This window comes from Myxococcus xanthus, assembly GCF_013116825.1.
Classification (GTDB): domain Bacteria; phylum Myxococcota; class Myxococcia; order Myxococcales; family Myxococcaceae; genus Myxococcus; species Myxococcus xanthus_B.
Genome location: NZ_JABFNS010000021.1, coordinates 30,202 through 46,435 on the forward strand (window position 1 = coordinate 30,202; position 16,234 = coordinate 46,435).

A 16,234-nucleotide genomic window follows, 5' to 3' on the forward strand; every position below is an offset into this window, starting at 1 on the left:
ACTACCCGGCCCGCGCCTTCGCCTGCCGCGCCTTCTTGGTGGCCACCCAACCCTCCTTGGTCACCTGTGGCGTCCGGGACACAGCGAGGCTCCCTGGAGGCACATTTTTCGTCACCGTGGTGCCCGCGCCGACATACGAGCCGTCGCCGACCTTCACGGGCGCGACGAGCTGGGTGTCAGAGCCGATGAACACACCATCCCCCAGCTCAGTCAGGTGCTTGTTCACCCCGTCATAGTTACAGGTGATGGTGCCCGCCCCCACGTTGCACCCTGAACCAATGACAGCGTCTCCCAGGTACGTGAGATGGTTGGCCTTCGAACCTTTTCCGATGCGGGCCTTCTTCGTCTCCACGAAGTTGCCCAGATGCACGTCCTCGGCCAGCTCCGTCCCGGGGCGCAGCCGCGAGAAGGGGCCAATGACGTTGCGCTCCCCCACCCGGGCCTCTTCCAGCACGGAGTAGGGCTTGATGAGGGTGCCGTCCGCCACGGTGGAGGCATGCAGCACGCTGCCCTGGCCAATGGTGCAGCCCTTGCCCACCACGGTGCCGGCGGCCAGCGTGACGGAGGGACCGATTTCGGTGTCGGGCCCCACGGTGACGCCTTCCTCGATGTAGGCGGTGGCGGGGTCCTGTAGCGAGACGCCGGCGCGCATGTGCGCCTCGTTGATGCGCTGTTGCAGCACGCGCGCGCGGGCGGCCAGCTCCACCCGGTCATTCACGCCGGCCGTCTCCGTGGCGTCCGCCTCCACCGAGCCCACCGGGCCCCGCTTCGCGGCCATCTCCACCAGGTCGGTGAGGTAGTACTCGCCCTGGGCGTTCTGCGGCTTGATTTCCGCCAGCGCCTTCCAGAGGAAGTCCGCGTCCACGGAGTAGATGCCGGCGTTGCACTCGCGCACCGCGCGCTGCTCCGGGGTGCAGTCCTTGTGCTCCACGATGCGCGTCACCTTGCCACCGTCGCGGATGACCCGGCCGTAGCCCGTGGGGTCCTCCAGGGTGGTGGTCACCATGGCCAGCTTTCCGCCCGCCTGGTCATGGGCGGCCAGCAGCGCCTCCAGCGTCTCGCGGCGCAGCAACGGCACATCGCCGTAAAGAATGAGGACCCGTCCGGAGTACCCCTTCAGGGCCTCCTCCGCGGAGCGCACCGCGTCCGCCGTTCCGCGTTGCTCACGCTGGAGCGCGAAGCGCAGGGGGGCATCCGGGAAGAGGCCTCGGACGGCCTTCTCCACCGCTTCCGCCTGGTGGCCCACCACGGGGACCACCGACGTGGCGCCCAGTTCAAGGGCCCGCTTGAGGGGATACGCGCAAAGAGGCCGACCGAGGATGGGGTGAAGGACCTTCGCCTTCTCCGACTTCATCCGCGTGCCCTTGCCCGCGCACAGCACCACCGCCGCCAGAACGCTCATGCGGCGGAGAATTAGGGACAGCCAATCGAGTCGTCAACCGCGCGCGGATCAGAAGGCGTGACGGTGTCCACCGGCCGTGCCTTCGCACTGACCGAGACGCACAGGGTGTTGCGCTGAATCGTGATGCCGAAGCTGGGCTTCAAGAAGACCGTCACCTCGGCCGCGGTGGGCGCGGCGCCAGGTAGGGCCTTTTTCTCGGGTATGGCTTGCGTGCTCATACGCTCCCCCGGACGCGATTCATGATGGGACCAGGATGCACGCCGCCGGAGAACAATCCAAGAGGAAAAATGCTGTCAGGCTGAAATCCTGGTCCTGACCATACGGTTCGTGCATACCGGGACACATGTAGTCCGTCTGGTCCCCTGGCGTCGCCGGACTGGAGGGTAGGCTTTTGTCGCCCGGGTAACACATCACCCAGGACGAAAGCCAGCGATGGACTGTTCAGACAGCGCGAGGAGGGCTGAACCCGTGAAGGACACGAGCTTCCGCGGTGCGGTGCTGAAGCGAGGGCTGCTGGCCGCGGTGATGATGGTGGCGTGTGTGGCGCAGGCGGCGCGGCCCTACCGGGGCGGCGCGGTGGCCACGGCCTACCCGCAGGCGAGCGCGGCGGCGTTGGAGATGCTGGAGAAGGGCGGCAACGCCACGGACGCGGCGGTGGCGGCGGCCTTCGTGGCGGCGGTGGTGGGGCCCTACCACTCCGGCGTTGGCGGCGGCGGCTTCGCGCTGGTGCACGACGCCAGGAGCGGCGACACGAAGGTGCTGGATTTCCGCGAGGTGGCCCCCAAAGCGGCCACGCGCGACATGTACGTGAAGGACGGCAAGGTGGTGCCGGGTCTGTCCACGGACGGCGCGCTGAGCGTGGCGGTGCCGGGCGCCGTCGCGGGCTACCTGGAGCTGCTCAAGGCGCACGGGAAGCTGAAGCCGGCGGTGGTGCTGGCGCCGGCCATCGCGGCGGCGCGCAAGGGCATGTGGGTGACGCCGCGCTACCGCACCATGGCGGAGGGCCGGCTGGCCTGCCTGAGCCGGGACGCGGAGGCCTCGCGCGTGTTCCTGGTGAAGAACGCCCAGGGGCAGTGGGAAGCCCCGCCCGTGGGGCACGTCATCCGCCAGCCCGACCTGGCGCGCACGCTGTCCTCCATCGCGAAGGGGGGCGCCAAGGCCTTCTATGCGGGGCCGGTGGCGAAGGCCATCGCCACGTCGGTCCAGGCGGGCGGTGGCATCCTCACCCAGGAGGACCTCGCGGCCTACAAGACGCGGAGCGCCACGCCCCTGGAGGGCACGTACCGCGGCCACCGCATCCTCACCATGCCGCCGCCGAGCGCGGGGGGCGTGGCCGTCATCCAGGTGCTGACCGCGATGGAGCAGCTGCGTCCCCAGGGCGTGACGTTCCGCGACGCGGAGGCGCTGCACCTCTACGCGGAAGCCGTGCGGCGGGCCTACGTGGACCGCGCGAAGTACCTGGGGGATCCGGCCTTCGTGGACGTGCCCCTGGCGCGGCTGGTGTCGCCCGGCCACGTCGCGGACCTGGCGGGCTCCATCGACCCGAAGAAGGCCACGCCCAGCGCGTCGCTGCTGGCGCCGAAGGAAGGCGTGCGGGGCTCCACGCTGACGGACGAGCCCACCACCCTGACGCCCGAACCGGAGAAGAAGAACACCACGCACATCTCCGTCATCGACAAGGACGGCAACGCGGTGGCGATGACGACCACGGTGAACTACGGCTTCGGCTCGTGCGTGGTGGCCAAGGGCACCGGCGTGCTGCTCAACGATGAGATGGATGACTTCGCCGCGCAGCCGGGCGTGCCCAACGCGTACGGCCTGGTGACGGGCGAGCCCAACGCCATCGCACCGGGCAAGGTGCCGCTGTCCTCCATGGCCCCCACCCTGGTGTTCTCCAAGGAAGACCCCCGGCGCGTCATGCTCGCGGTGGGCAGCCCTGGCGGCTCCACCATCCCCACCACCGTCATCCAGGTCATCAGCAACGTGGTGGACCACGGCATGGACGTGGCGCGCGCGGTGAATGAAGGCCGCGTGCATCACCAGTACCTGCCCGACGAGCTGTGGGTGGACAAGTGGGGCCTGGAGCCGGCGACGCTGTCCGTGCTGGAGGCCAAGGGCCACAAGGTGCGCCGCGTCGAACAGTGGGGCGACGCGGAGGCCGTCTACAGCGACCCCAAGACGGGGCTGCGCTTCTCCGCGAGCGACCCGCGCAACGAGGGCGCCGCCCTGGGACAGGATTGAGCAGTGCCCACCCCACCGCCCATCTTCGACGCCCACCTCCACCCGGAGAGCCTGAGCGACCAGGATTTGGAGTCCATGCGCTTCTTCGGCGTGGAGCAGGCGCTGGTGGTGGCGCACCACTTCCCGGAGCCCACGTCCAAGGCGCTGCTGCGGCACTTCGACGACCTGGTGGAACGCCAGCTCCCCCGGTTGGAGCGCCTGGGCATCCGCGCCTACGCGGCCCTGGGCGTCCACCCGCGCTGCATCCCCCGGCGCGGCTTGAGCGAGGTGCTGTCCGCGCTGCCTGACTACTTCCAGGGCGGGCGCGTGGTGGCCCTGGGCGAGACGGGCCTGCACATGGGCGGCGAGGTGGAAGAAGAGGCCTTCCTGGAGCAGCTCGCGCTGGCCCGCAGCCTCAAGCTGCGCGTGGTGGTGCACACCCCCACCACGGACAAGGAGCGCCACACGCGGCGCATCCTCACGCTCCTGCGGCAGTCGGGCCTGGTGCCCTCGCGCGCGCTGGTGGACCACGCCAACGCCCGGACGGTGCGCACCATCCTGGAGGTAGGCCACTGGGCCGGGCTGACGCTGCACCCCGAGGCGCTCGAGGCCGAGCGCGCGGTGGCGCTGGTGCGGCGGCTGGGCAGTGAGCGGCTGATGCTCAACTCCGACGCGGGCGACGGCGCCGGGGACATCCTCGGCCTGGCGCGCGCCGCCAACCTGCTGACCAAGGCCAACCTGTCCGCGCGCATCGTCCGCCGCATCACCCACGAGAACGCCGCTCGCTTCTTCCAGGTGGGCGGCTGACGCTCGCGCGGCGCCGTACCGCCGCCGTGGCCGGCCCCCGTTGCCCCGGGTCCGCCATCCTCCGTGGCGGAATCTTGCGATGAAACGGCGCGCTCTTCGTCATTCCCATCAGGAGCACGCAGCGGAAATAGGCCGGTCCCCCGCACGTTGCCCCCTCACCCGCGCTGGGAGTGGCATTTGCACCGCTTGGTCGTCTTCGTCGTCAGCCTCGCGCTCGCAGGCTGCGCTGGCTCGTCCTCCGCCCAGCGCCCTGCGTCATCCACCGAACCTCCGGTGCCCTCCGCGCCGGCCCCCCTGGAGCCTGACGCAGGACGCCAACTGACCGCCGCACCCGGGCGCTTCCTGGCGACCTGCCTGTGCGACGTGCGACGGGCCTCGGCGCACATCAACGCCCTGCTGTCACTGCCCGAGCCCCGGAACGTGGAGGCGGCCCTCACCGCCTATGACGACGCCATCGCACTGCTGGATGACGCCAACGGCCGCGCGGGCATCGGCGCCAACACCCACCCGGACGCCGCGTTCCGCGCGGCGGCGGCGCGCTGCGCCCAGGCCGCGGATGGCATGCGCACGGACGTGTCGCTCAACCCCCACGTCTACGCGGCCCTGGCCGCGCTGGACCTGAGCGGGCAGGACGCCGCCACCCAGCGCTGGGTGGACCTGGTGCTGCGGAACTTCCGGCGCGCGGGGGTGAACCGGGACGAGGCCACCCGCGCGCGGCTGCGCGAGCTGAACGACGCCCTCACCCGGCTGGGGCAGGCGTTCAGCCAGCACATCCGCGAGGATGTCCGGCACGTGGACGTGGCCCCCGAAGCGCTGGAGGGCCTCCCCGACGATTACATCCGGGACCACCCACCCGGGCCCGACGGCCGGGTGCGCGTCACCACCGACGCCTCCGACGCCCTGCCCATCCTGACGTACGCGCGCGACAGCAGCGCCCGCGAGGCGCTCTGGCGCGCGGGACAGCAGCGCGGCCATCCCCGCAACCTGGAGACGCTGACACGCCTGCTCCAGACGCGTCACGACCTGGCCACGCTCCTGGGCTATCCGAGCTGGGCCGCCTACGCGTCCGAGGACAAGATGGTCCGGCACCAGCACGTGGCCGAGGACTTCATCGAACAGCTCGCCACCGCCACCACCACGCGCGTGCAGGACGACTATGCCGCGCTGCTGGAGCGCAAGCGGCGCGACGTGCCCGGCGCGTCCCGCGTGGAGCCGTGGGAGCAGACGTACCTCAAGGAACAGGTGCGCGCGGAGCGCTACCACTTCGACTCGCGCGAGCTGCGGCCCTACTTCGAATACACGCGGGTGAAGCAGGGCGTGCTGGACATCACCTCGCGGCTCTTCGGGCTCACCTACCGCCGCGTCCGGGATGCGCAGGTGTGGCACCCGGACATCGAGGCCTGGGACATCTACGAGGGCCCCACGCGCCTGGGGCGCTTCTACCTGGACATGCACCCGCGCCCGAACAAGTACGCCCATCCGGCGCAGTGGGACCTGGCCACCGGCCGCGCGGGAAGGACGCTTCCCGAGGGCGTGCTGACGGGCAACTTCCCGCGTCCCGGCGCCCACCCCGCGCTGCTCCAGCACTCCCAGGTGCAGACGTTCTTCCACGAGTTCGGCCACCTGCTGCACCACGTCCTCGGCGGCCGGACGCGCTGGGCCGGCCTGTCCGGCTCGCGCACGGAGCGCGACTTCGTGGAGGCGCCCGCCCAGGTGCTGGAGGAGTGGGCCTGGCGCCCGGAGTCACTCCAGACGTTCGCCCGGCACATCGTCACCGGCGAGCCGCTGCCCACGGAGACCATCCTCCGGATGCGGCGCGCGGACGCCTTCGGCAAGGGACTGTGGCTGCGCCAACAGCTCTTCTACGCGGCCGTCAGCCTCCAGCTCCACGCGAGCGACCCCGCCGGCGTGGACACCACCGCGCGGGTGAACGCGCTCCAGGAGCGCTACATGCCCTTCCCCGCAGTGGACGACACCTACGCCCATCTCTCCTTCGTCCAGCTCGACGGCTACTACTCCTCCGCGTACTACGCCTACCTCTGGTCGCTCGTCATCGCCCGGGACCTGCTCACACCCTTCCTGGAGCATGGGCTGATGGACACCTCCACCGCCCAGCGCTACCGGGACACCGTGCTGGGTCCGGGCGGCTCCCGTGACGCGGCGGACCTCGTCCGGTCATTCCTGGGCAGGGACTACGGCTTCGAGGCGTATACCCGTTGGCTGGACGACGCCTGACGCTGCTCGTCAGGGCCTGTAAATACCAAGGGCCCCGCGATGTGAATCGCGAGGCCCCTTGGGTTGTGAATCCGTCAACCCGTTGACACTCCGCTCACGCGGCGTCGGCGCTCAGTGCACGGCGGGTGCGGACACCGTCTGCTCGGGCTGCAGGGTGATGCCCTGGGAACCCGCATCGAAACGGACCTGCACCGGGACGCCCTGGTAGCGGTACTGAGCAAGGGAGTCAGCCGCCTCGTCGAGCTGGCGCTGATAGCGCTCTTCGAGCTCCACGGCGATCAGCAGCATCGTCTCGCCCGCGTCCTCGACGCCCGGGCGGTACACCTGGCACCGCTGGAACCGCGCCCAGCGACCGTTCTCCATCTTCACCAGCTCGCCGTCGTAAGCCATGCGCAGCTCCTCTGCCGTAAATCCAACGGAGTCCAATCTAGGGCCGGATTAACTCCGTGTCATCCCCCCACTTGAAAATTCGTCAAAAGCCTGAAAGACCAAGGGGTTACAAGCACAATTGGCAGGCATCCAGGCGAGGAGCCAGGGCAACTGCTCAAAAATGTAAATTGAGTGGGCCGTCAACGTGGTTAAGGCCGGCCTCGCGGGGCGGTGGCACGGGAGCAGTGCGTCACCTATGCTTTGGGGGAGATGAAGCTGCCCGGACTGTTCCGCAAAGAGCGCACCACCATCCAGGCTGCCGACGCGCAGGACCACGCAGAGCGGCTCCTCGCCGAGTCGCTGCGCATGCTGGGCCAGGTCTGCGCCAAGGTCGCGGACGCCATCGAGGCGCAGCGGCTGTCCCGCCAGGGGTACACGCACAACACCTACCTGCGACGGACCGATGGCGACGAGGACGACACCGCCAAGAAGGCGTAGACGGGTGGCTCGCCATGGCCCCCGACTCCGACGCTGACGTGCCCGTCCCCTGCCTGGCCTCCGCGCCCACGTGGCGGGACGCCGGCATCCGCATGCCCATGCCCGCCCTCCAGGACACGGAGGGTCCCCGCCTGCCCGAAGGGCTGCCTCCCGTGGTGGACGCACACGTCCACCTCTTCCCGGACCGGGTGTTTGACGCGGTGTGGCGCTGGTTCGACCAGTACGGCTGGCCCATCCGCTACAAGCTGCACACGCGGCAGGTCGTGTCCTTCCTCCTGTCGCGAGGTGTCCACCGGGTGGTGGCGCTGCATTACGCCCACCGGCCAGGCATGGCCCGCGCGCTCAACGCCTACGTGGCGGAGGTGGCCCGGGAAGAGCCGCGTGTGCTGGGGCTCGCCACCGTGCTCCCGGGCGAACCCGATGCCACGGCCGTGCTGGAAGAGGCGTTCGACGCGGGCCTGCGTGGGGTGAAGATTCACTGCCACGTTCAATGTTTCTCACCGGACGCGCCGCACCTCCACGAGGTGTATGCCGCGTGCGCGAGGGCGGGCCGCCCGCTCGTCATGCACGCGGGGCGGGAGCCCTCCAGTCCCCACTACCATTGCGACACCTACGCGCTCTGCGCCGCGGAGCGGGTGGAGCGCGTGCTGAAGGACCACCCCACGCTGAAGCTGTGCGTGCCCCACCTGGGCGCGGACGAGTTCGACGCCTACGCGCGGCTGCTCGAGCGGCACGACAACCTCTGGCTGGACACCACCATGGCCCTGGCCGGGTACTTCCCCGTCCCCATCCCCCGCCGCGCGCTGGAGGTCCGGCCCGAGCGCATCCTCTACGGCACGGACTTCCCCAACATCCCCTACGCCTGGGACCGCGAGCTGCGGACGATGCTGGGGATGAAGTGGGATGACGCGGTACTCGCGGGCCTCCTGGGGCAGAATGCACTCCAGCTGTACGGAGCGTGAGCCCCGTGGCCCCCCGGCCCCGGATGCAAGCCTCGTCCTCACGGGCCGTTCGCTGTTGAAAAGCATCGGGGCCCCTTCCGGAATGGAAGAGGAGTTCCCATCATCCTGCCCATAGAATTTCGCGGCGCCACACCCAGCCGCAGCTTCCGAGGCCCTGCCATGTCCCACATCCTGGTCGTCGACGACGACGCGAGCCACCGCACGCTCATCTGCGATGCACTCGAGGAAATGGGCTATCCCACGGTTCAAGCGGCCAACGGTCGCGAGGCGCTGGACCTGCTGGAGGGAGACATGCCCTCCGCCGTGCTGCTCGACTTGCGGATGCCAGTCATGAGCGGCTGGGGATTGCTCGACGCGCTCAAGAAGATGCCCCGTGCGCGGGGGCTGCCCATCATCATCATCTCCGGCTACGGCTTCGAATGGGAGGCCGAGCTCGTGGGGGCCGCGGGCTACATCTCCAAGCCCGTGGACCTGGACAAGGTGCGGATGACGGTGCAGCAGATTGCCGGTCCGCCGGAGATGTCGCTCGTCCACTGAGACGGCACCGTAGGAGCCGGCGGGCATCCCCCTGTTGACGGGTGGGGATTGTCCCCCGGTGCCGGGCTCGGGTGAGATGGAGGACATTCCATGATGCCCTCTCCCACTGATGACCTGGCGGTCGACGCACGCGGACTGCAGAAGCGCTTTGGCGGCTTCAGCGCGCTCAACGGCCTGGACCTGCAGATTCCCCGCGGCGCCTTCTACGCGTACCTGGGCCCCAACGGGGCCGGGAAGTCCACCAGCATCGCCTTGCTGACAGGGGTGTACGGTCCGGACGCGGGCTCCATCCGCATGCTCGGGGTGGACGCGGTGGCCAGGCCCATGGAAGTGAAGCGCCGCGTCGGCGTGGTGCCGGAGGAGCTGAGCCTCTTCGAGCGGCTCACCGGCCGGCAGTACCTCACCTTCTGCGCGCGCATGTACGGGCTGGACGGCGACGAGGCCGCCGCGCGCGCCACCGAGCTGCTGGAGCTGACGGAGCTCACCTACAAGGCGGGCGCGTTGGTGGCGGAGTACTCCAAGGGCATGCGCCGGAGGCTCGCCATCGCCGCGGCGCTGATCCACGCGCCGGAGCTGGTGCTGCTGGACGAGCCCTTCGAGGGCATCGACGTGCTGGCCGCCGGCGTCATCCGCGAGCTCCTGCGTGAGCTGAGCCGCCGAGGCGTGACGCTGCTGCTCACCACGCACGTGCTGGAGATCGCCGAGCGGCTGGCCACGCACGCGGGCATCATCCGCGGCGGCCGGATGCTGGACCAGGGTCCGGTGGGCTCGCTGCTGTCGCGTTACGAGTGCCCGTCGCTGGAGGCGGTGTTCGAGAAGCTCATCTCCGTGCCGGCCTCGCGCAACGCGCGCCTGTCCTTCTACGGCGAGGCGCCCGCGTCCGTGACGCCGCTGCGCCAGGAGACCGCATGAGCCGCCCCGCCGTGCCCGGCTTCTTCCGGCACCTGTGGCTGCTGTGGGGGCTGCGCTTCGACATCGGGTTGAATCAGGGCCCCGGACGCAGCCGGCTGCTCGCCGTGGCCGCCTTCGCCGCGTCGAGCGCGCCGGGCCTCTTCCTTGGCCTGACGTTCTTCGCGCTGATGCGGCTGCGGCCCATCGCGGAGAGCGACGTGTGGCCCTACTTCATCCTCAACCTGCTGTGCTTCGTCACCTTCTCGGTGTGGGTGACGTGGCCGCTGCTGTCCGCGGGCGTGGATGACCACTCCGAGCTGAGCCGCTACGCCGCCTTCCCCATCTCCCCCTTCCGGCTGCTCATCGCGTCGACGGTGGCCAGCCTCTTCGAGCCGCGCGCGCTCGTCTTCTACGCGCCGCTCACCGGGGCCGCGCTGGGCTTCGCGTCCGTCTACGAGCTGTACATGCCGTGGCTCGCGGTGGTCCTCTACGTCCTCTTCGCGCTCCTGTGCGCAGCCTGGAGCCGGGTGGCGCTGTACGCCGTCATCAACGTGCTGAGGGAGAAGCACAGCGCGGAAATCATGGGCGGAGGACTGGCGCTCTTCCTCCTGGGCGCGTCGTTCATTCCGCCCATCGACACCTCGTGGCTGACGGCGGTGGGCGAGGCGGGCGTGGACGCGCTGGACATGTCCCTCATCATCAACGCGGCGGTGGCGCTGGGCCGCGTGCCCCCGGGGCTCTTCGGAGACGCGCTGGCGCAGCTCGCCTGGCACCGGCCCCGGGTGGCCATGCTCGAGGCGGCGGCGCTGCTCTTCTTCGCGGGCGTGGGCATGGCGGTGGCCTACGCGCTGCTGATGCGCTTCCACCGGCAGGCGGGCCGCGCGGGGGGCTCGCGCAAGGACTCGGGGGACAGCAACCCGTTCGCCACCACGCGGACGCGCTACACCACGCTGGTGACGCGCGAGGCCCTGGACCTGTGGCGCAACCCACGCGCGCGGCTGCTGGCGTCAGTGCCCTTCATCCTGGCCATCCTGCTGAAGCTGCTGTCCGGAAGGGACTTGTTCGTGTTCCTCCTGGGCGGCTCGGCGGATGCGTGGCTGATGGGGGGCCTGTGCATCTACGGCGCGGTGGTGATTGCGTCCACGTTCTCCCAGAACACCTTCGCGTACGACGGGCAGGGCTTCGCGGCCTTCCTGGCGGCGCCCCTGGACCTGGCGGACGTGCTGCGCGCGAAGAATCAAGTGCAGGGCGCGGCGGCGCTCGGGATGGCGGCGATGGTGGCGCTCTTCTACCGGGTGTACTTCGGCTTCGGCACCGGGCTGGACATGCTGTGCGCCATGGCGGCCGTGGGAGCCGTGGTGCCCATGCTGCTGGCCGCGGGCAACTTCCTGTCGCTGTACTTCCCGGTGAAGTTCCACGCGAGCCTCAAGCGGCGGGACAAGGTTCCGCTGACGGCCTCCATGCTGGGCATCCTCGCGGCCAGCGCGGGCTGCATGCCCTTTGGCTGGGCGCTCAAGCTGGCGGGCAAGGAGGGGCCCACGTGGCACACCGCGGCGATGATTCTCCTGGCCGCCGCGTTGAACGTGGCGCTGTATCGCGGGGTGCTTCCCCTGGCGCTGCGGCTGCTGGAGCGGCGGCGGGAAGTGGTGCTCCAGGCGGTGACGCGGGAGTAGCGCGCGCGGCCTTCCCGGGGGTGATAGACGGAGGGGCCATGCCCATCGCCGAGCTGAATGGACAGGGAATCTACTTCGAGGACTCCGGCGGGAACGGCCGGCCCCTCATCCTGGGCCATGGTTTCCTCATGGACCACCGGATGTTCGACGCGCAGGTGGCGGCGCTGGCCCCCGAGTTCCGCGTCATCCGCTGGGATGCCCGCGGCTTCGGGCAGACACGCTGGGACGGCAAGCCCTTCACGCCGTGGGACTCGGCCGCGGACTGCGTGGCGCTGCTGGACCACCTGGGCGTCGAGCGGGCCGTCGTGGGCGGCATGTCCCAGGGAGGCTACAGCGCGCTGCGCGTGGCGCTGAAGCACCCCGAGCGCGTCCGGGCGCTGGTGCTGATGAGCACCCGGGGCACCAACGACGACGCGCCCACCTGCGCCGCCTATCAGCAGTCCGCCGACATCTGGGAGACGCAGGGCCCCATCGACCCGCTGGTGCAGGGGCTGGCGCAGGCCATCATCGGGGACACGCGCTACTTCGACGCCTGGCTGCCGCGCTGGCGGCAAATCCCCGGCGGACACTTCGCCAACGCCATCCGCTCGCTCATCGACCGGGACGACATCTCCGGGCGGCTGACGGAGATTCGCTGCCCCGCCATCGTCTTCCACGGGCTGGAGGACCTCGGCATGCCTCCAGCCCACGGCGAGCACCTGCACCAGACGCTGCCCGGCAGCGTGCGCTTCGTCCCGGTTCCCGGCGCCGCGCACGCGGCGAACATGACGCACCCGGAAGCCGTCAATCCGGCGCTGCTGGAGTTCCTGCGCGCCCACGCCTGACACGCGAAAGCCGCGGACGCCTCCCAGCGCGCCCGCGGCTTCCTGTCCCCCGCTTCGCTGACGCTCAGTAGGCGATGTTGTAGCGGGCGGCCTGCGCCTTCACGCCCTTCATCACGTTGGCGTCGAAGGCGTCCTCCTTCTCGGGCGCGTTCTTCGTCAGCCACGCCTCACGCTCCGCGGCCAGCGTCTCCGCCTTCTTCTCCAGCGCCTTCTTCTCCTCGGAGAGCGCCTTCACCTTCGCGACCTGCGCCTCCTTGGACATGCCCTTGAGTTCGGCGGGGAGCTCGTCCGCTTTCACGCCATCCAGCGCGGACGGCGCCTCCACCAGGTCCACCGCGCCGCCCACCGCCTTGGGCGCGCTGCTCGCGGGGGCTCCCGCGGCCCCACCGCCGCGCGTCTTCTTCATGTAGCTGATGCGCTCGGCCGCGGCCTCCGGCGCCAGCGCCCCCATGGAAGCGGCGCGCGCCATGTTCTCCGCCTGGACCTCCCTGCGGCCCGTGTAGAGCGTCTTGGTGGCCAGCTCCGCGTTCACCTTCGCCAGCTCCGCGTCATACGGCGTGGCGACGGCGACCATGCCACCGCCCTGGTCAATGGTGTCGAAGGTGCCGTCCGTCAGCTTCGCCACGAACCGCCACGACACCTCCGTCTCGGCGTCCCCGCCGCACCGCACGGTGTTCACGACGATGTGCTTCTCCCGGGCCTTCTTCGCCCAGTGCTTGAAATCCCAGTCGTCGTTGCGCTGCGCCGGGGGCGCGTCCCCCACCAGGAAGATGGCCTTCATCACCTCCCGGTTCTTGCTCCAGGACAGCTTGGACACGGCCTCGCCCAGCCCGCGCCCCACGTGCTCGGGCGTATCCCCGCCGCCCCCCGCCTCGAACTTGCGCAGGTTGGCGAACACCGTGTCCAGGTCGTCGCTCAGGTCGAAGCGCTTCGTGACGTAGTCGTCGCCCACGTCGCGGTACGCCACCAGCCCCACCTTCAGGTGCGGCGTCGGACGGCCCTGCGCGATGCGCGAGGCGATGGAGTAGATCTTCCGCTTCGCCCCCTCCAGCAGCCCGCTCATCGAGCCCGTCGTATCCAGCACGAACACCACTTCAATCTCCGGCCGGGCGGCGGGCACCTGCTGCTGGGACGCCGCCGGCTGCGCGGGCTGCTGGTTCGGAGCGGGCTTCGCCTGAGCGGCCGGCGTCGCCGTCCTGGCGGGCGCGGGCTTCTCCACGGGCTTGAGAGTCGGGCTCTCCTCGGCCAGGGACAGGGCAGCGGACAGAGCGGTGACGAGCGCGGCCGACAGCGCGGCGCGCGACAGGGACTTGCGGTCCATGGCGTTCTCCAAGGGGAAGGACGACGGCGAGGTTCGAAACGAATGACTTCGCCCCCGGGTCTACGCCCCCGGTCGATTTCTCACGCGCGCCGCCGGTTGCACCCGCCCGGCCCTGGCGTTAGGGCTCCCTCCCCGTGCGCGTCTTCCATTCGGACAGCTACGAAGTCCCGTTGCCTCCCGGCCACCGCTTCCCCATGGAGAAGTACCGGCTGCTGCGCGAGGCGCTCCTGGAGCGGGGCGTGCTCTCCCCGGAATCCCTCACCGAATCCACGCCCTGCCCACGCCAGGACCTCGCGCGCGTCCACACGCCCCGCTACCTCGACGCGCTGTCCCAGGGCACCCTCACCGACGCCGAGCAACGGCGCCTCGGCTTCCCCTGGTCCCCCGCGCTGGTGCGGCGCTTCTCCGCCGCGGTGGCGGGCACCCTCGACGCCGCCCGCGCGGCGCTCCAGGACGGCATCGGCGGCAACCTCTCCGGCGGCACGCACCACGGCTTTCCGGACCACGGCGAGGGCTTCTGCGTCTTCAATGACATCGCGGTGGCCATCCGCGCGCTCCAGGCCTCGCGCGACATCCGCCGGGCCGTGGTGGTGGACCTGGACGTCCACCAGGGCAACGGCACCGCCGCCGTCTTCACCGGCGACGACTCCGTCTTCACCTTCTCCATGCACGGAGAGAACAACTTCCCCTTCCGCAAGCAGCCCTCCCACCTCGACGTGGGCCTGCCGGACGGAACGGGAGACGCGGCATACCTGGACGCGCTCGCCCTGCACCTGCCCGAGGTGCTCGACAGCGCGGGCGCCTGCATCCTCTTCTTCCAGGCGGGCGTGGACCCGCTCACGGAAGACGCGCTGGGACGGCTGTCCCTCACTCACGCCGGACTGAGAGCGCGCGACAGGCTGGTGCTGGAGGCGGCACGCCAGCGAGGCCTCCCCGCGGTGCTCACCCTGGGCGGCGGCTACGCGAAGCCCCTGTCCGCCACGATTGATGCGCACGTGGGCACCTATGAAGTGGCCCGTGCGCTGTTCCGCTGAGCCCGCCTGCTCTGGAGCGGCTTGCCCGGGTGCCACGGTGGACGGATGCTGGCACGCACCAGGAGATTCAAGAACATGACCCCATCCCTCCGCCGCTCCCTCATCGGGGGCCTGTTCCTCGTCAGCAGCGCGCTCACATTGTCCTGCGGCAGCGACGGGCCCTTCTTCCGCATCGCCTTCGACCTCCCCGACACCCTCACCGCCATTCCCGGTGAGAGCCTTCCGGTGGACATCACCGTGCGGCGCGAGGGCGACGACCAGAGCGCGTTCCGCATCAACCTCCAGAATGCGCCCGAGGGCGTGACGCTCACGCCGGAAATCGTCCTGCCCGAAGGCGAGCCCAGCGTCACCGCGACGGCCACCTACTCGGTGGCGCAGGACACGCAGGCCCGCGGCATGATGCGCACCCTGCTGATGGCCACCAACGCCACGGAGACGTTCGCGGCCAGCGCCAACATCTTCCTCGTCATCCTTCCGCCGCCCGTGGCCCAGCCGGACTTCTCCGTCACCATCGAGCCGCGCCAGTTGGACCTGTTCGCCGGTCAGAACGAGAAGGTGCGCATCACCGTGACGCGGGCGGAGGGCTTCACCGGCCCCGTCACCGTCGCCCTGGAGTCGCCCACCCGCCGCATCAGCATGCCCACGGTCACCATCCCCGCGGACCAGACCTTCGTGGAGCCCTCCATCAACACCGACCGCGGCATGACCCGCGTGCCCGTCGCCGCCTCCATCACCGCCACCAGCGAGGACGGACGGCAGGCCAGCACGGGCACCACCATCAACGTGCGCTAGCACCGCCACGCGAGGCGCACGCCGCGGCCCTCCAGCGCGGCCCTCGGCCCCGGGGCACCCCCACTGGCATCAGGGGAGCTTCGTCCCGGAGCCGCCTCATGCCCGAATCAAATCGAGAGCCCACTCCTGTGAACCTGAAATCCCCCGTCAGGCGGACGACGGGGCCCCGTCCAGCGCCGGGGCCTGCACGCACGACAGCGGTGCACGAAGGGGCCAGGGAGGGATACCTTGAAGACAGCCATGAGCATTTCACCCACCCGCCGGCAGGCCGCGCTGGACGCCCTCAAGCTGGACGACGAGTCCCTCCTGAAGGCGTGTGAGGTGGACTATTTCATCGCCTCGGGCCCCGGGGGCCAGCACCGCAACACCACCGCCAGCGGCGTGCGCCTCACACACGCCCCCACCGAGCTGTCCGTCAGCGCCACCGAGCGCCGCAGCCAGGTGCAGAACAAAGGCGTGGCGCTGGAGCGCCTGCGCGAGGGACTCAAGGTCCTCACCTTCGTGCCCAAGGTGCGGCGGGCCACCAAGCCCACCGCCGGCTCCAAGCGGCGGCGCCTGGAAGGCAAGAAGCGCACCTCCGAAAAGAAGGCGCTGAGAAACAGCAAGTCTGGCTGGTAACCCAGGGTCCATTCGGACTCCAGTGCCCCTGTCACTGGACAGTCAGAGTGC

At 70.2% G+C, this 16,234-nt stretch carries 16 protein-coding genes; 12 read left to right on the forward strand and 4 right to left on the reverse strand.

What is annotated here, in order from left to right; all coding sequences use genetic code 11:
• Position 1: 1 nt before the first annotated feature.
• Together glmU and HNV26_RS08520 are read right to left on the reverse strand one after the other, a co-directional pair.
• Positions 2 to 1,414 (reverse strand): bifunctional UDP-N-acetylglucosamine diphosphorylase/glucosamine-1-phosphate N-acetyltransferase GlmU, encoded by a 1,413-nt coding sequence (glmU, locus tag HNV26_RS08515; RefSeq protein ID WP_373284013.1) that lies wholly within the window; start codon positions 1,412 to 1,414, stop codon positions 2 to 4.
• A complete protein-coding gene (locus HNV26_RS08520; RefSeq protein WP_011551501.1) occupies positions 1,414 to 1,620 on the reverse strand; it encodes a hypothetical protein in 207 nt (68 codons plus the stop codon). Before HNV26_RS08520 ends, glmU begins: the two co-directional genes overlap by 1 nt.
• 214 nt (positions 1,621 to 1,834) lie before the next feature.
• Between HNV26_RS08520 and ggt the strand changes: the two genes are divergently transcribed.
• The 3 genes from ggt to HNV26_RS08535 all read left to right on the forward strand — a co-directional run bounded on the left by ggt (position 1,835) and on the right by HNV26_RS08535 (position 6,664).
• Positions 1,835 to 3,643, forward strand: a complete 1,809-nt coding sequence (ggt, locus tag HNV26_RS08525; protein ID WP_171441214.1) for a gamma-glutamyltransferase — start codon at positions 1,835 to 1,837, stop codon at positions 3,641 to 3,643.
• Positions 3,644 to 3,646: 3 nt separating this feature from the next.
• Positions 3,647 to 4,429, forward strand: coding sequence for a TatD family hydrolase (locus HNV26_RS08530; protein ID WP_171441213.1), 783 nt, complete (start codon positions 3,647 to 3,649; stop codon positions 4,427 to 4,429).
• A 177-nt stretch (positions 4,430 to 4,606) separates the two neighbouring features.
• Positions 4,607 to 6,664 carry a M3 family metallopeptidase gene (locus tag HNV26_RS08535; protein WP_171441212.1) on the forward strand — a complete coding sequence of 686 codons (2,058 nt, stop codon included), beginning with the start codon at positions 4,607 to 4,609 and terminating at the stop codon, positions 6,662 to 6,664.
• Between the two features lie 111 nt (positions 6,665 to 6,775).
• Here HNV26_RS08535 and HNV26_RS08540 read toward each other — a convergent pair whose 3' ends face one another.
• The gene (locus HNV26_RS08540) at positions 6,776 to 7,054 is read right to left on the reverse strand and encodes a hypothetical protein (protein WP_171441211.1); all 279 of its coding nucleotides are present in this window, start codon (positions 7,052 to 7,054) and stop codon (positions 6,776 to 6,778) included.
• A gap of 249 nt (positions 7,055 to 7,303) precedes the next feature.
• Between HNV26_RS08540 and HNV26_RS08545 the strand changes: the two genes are divergently transcribed.
• The 6 genes from HNV26_RS08545 to HNV26_RS08570 all read left to right on the forward strand — a co-directional run bounded on the left by HNV26_RS08545 (position 7,304) and on the right by HNV26_RS08570 (position 12,418).
• Positions 7,304 to 7,531, forward strand: coding sequence for a hypothetical protein (locus HNV26_RS08545; protein WP_141591657.1), 228 nt, complete (start codon positions 7,304 to 7,306; stop codon positions 7,529 to 7,531).
• 14 nt (positions 7,532 to 7,545) lie between these two features.
• On the forward strand, positions 7,546 to 8,493 hold the full coding sequence (locus HNV26_RS08550) for an amidohydrolase family protein (protein WP_171441210.1): 948 nt from the start codon (positions 7,546 to 7,548) through the stop codon (positions 8,491 to 8,493).
• A 159-nt stretch (positions 8,494 to 8,652) separates the two neighbouring features.
• Positions 8,653 to 9,030: a response regulator gene (locus HNV26_RS08555; protein WP_011551495.1), complete on the forward strand. Its 378-nt coding sequence runs from the start codon at positions 8,653 to 8,655 to the stop codon at positions 9,028 to 9,030.
• Between the two features lie 90 nt (positions 9,031 to 9,120).
• Complete coding sequence (locus HNV26_RS08560) at positions 9,121 to 9,942, forward strand: ABC transporter ATP-binding protein (protein ID WP_020477755.1); 822 nt, start codon at positions 9,121 to 9,123, stop codon at positions 9,940 to 9,942.
• Positions 9,939 to 11,594 carry a hypothetical protein gene (locus tag HNV26_RS08565; protein ID WP_171441209.1) on the forward strand — a complete coding sequence of 552 codons (1,656 nt, stop codon included), beginning with the start codon at positions 9,939 to 9,941 and terminating at the stop codon, positions 11,592 to 11,594. The genes HNV26_RS08560 and HNV26_RS08565 overlap by 4 nt, the downstream gene beginning before the upstream one ends.
• Positions 11,595 to 11,632: 38 nt before the next feature.
• Positions 11,633 to 12,418 (forward strand): alpha/beta fold hydrolase, encoded by a 786-nt coding sequence (locus tag HNV26_RS08570; protein WP_171441208.1) that lies wholly within the window; start codon positions 11,633 to 11,635, stop codon positions 12,416 to 12,418.
• Between the two features lie 64 nt (positions 12,419 to 12,482).
• Here HNV26_RS08570 and HNV26_RS08575 read toward each other — a convergent pair whose 3' ends face one another.
• Positions 12,483 to 13,739 (reverse strand): vWA domain-containing protein, encoded by a 1,257-nt coding sequence (locus HNV26_RS08575; protein ID WP_171441207.1) that lies wholly within the window; start codon positions 13,737 to 13,739, stop codon positions 12,483 to 12,485.
• 134 nt (positions 13,740 to 13,873) lie between these two features.
• Here HNV26_RS08575 and HNV26_RS08580 point away from each other — a divergent pair, with 134 nt between their 5' ends.
• The 3 genes from HNV26_RS08580 (at position 13,874) to HNV26_RS08590 (ending at position 16,183) form a co-directional block, all read left to right on the forward strand.
• Positions 13,874 to 14,773: a histone deacetylase family protein gene (locus HNV26_RS08580; RefSeq protein ID WP_171441206.1), complete on the forward strand. Its 900-nt coding sequence runs from the start codon at positions 13,874 to 13,876 to the stop codon at positions 14,771 to 14,773.
• Positions 14,774 to 14,848: 75 nt separating this feature from the next.
• Positions 14,849 to 15,565 (forward strand): hypothetical protein, encoded by a 717-nt coding sequence (locus HNV26_RS08585; protein WP_253816357.1) that lies wholly within the window; start codon positions 14,849 to 14,851, stop codon positions 15,563 to 15,565.
• Positions 15,566 to 15,805: 240 nt separating this feature from the next.
• A complete protein-coding gene (locus HNV26_RS08590; RefSeq protein WP_026113834.1) occupies positions 15,806 to 16,183 on the forward strand; it encodes a peptide chain release factor family protein in 378 nt (125 codons plus the stop codon).
• The last annotated feature ends 51 nt before the right edge of the window (positions 16,184 to 16,234 follow it).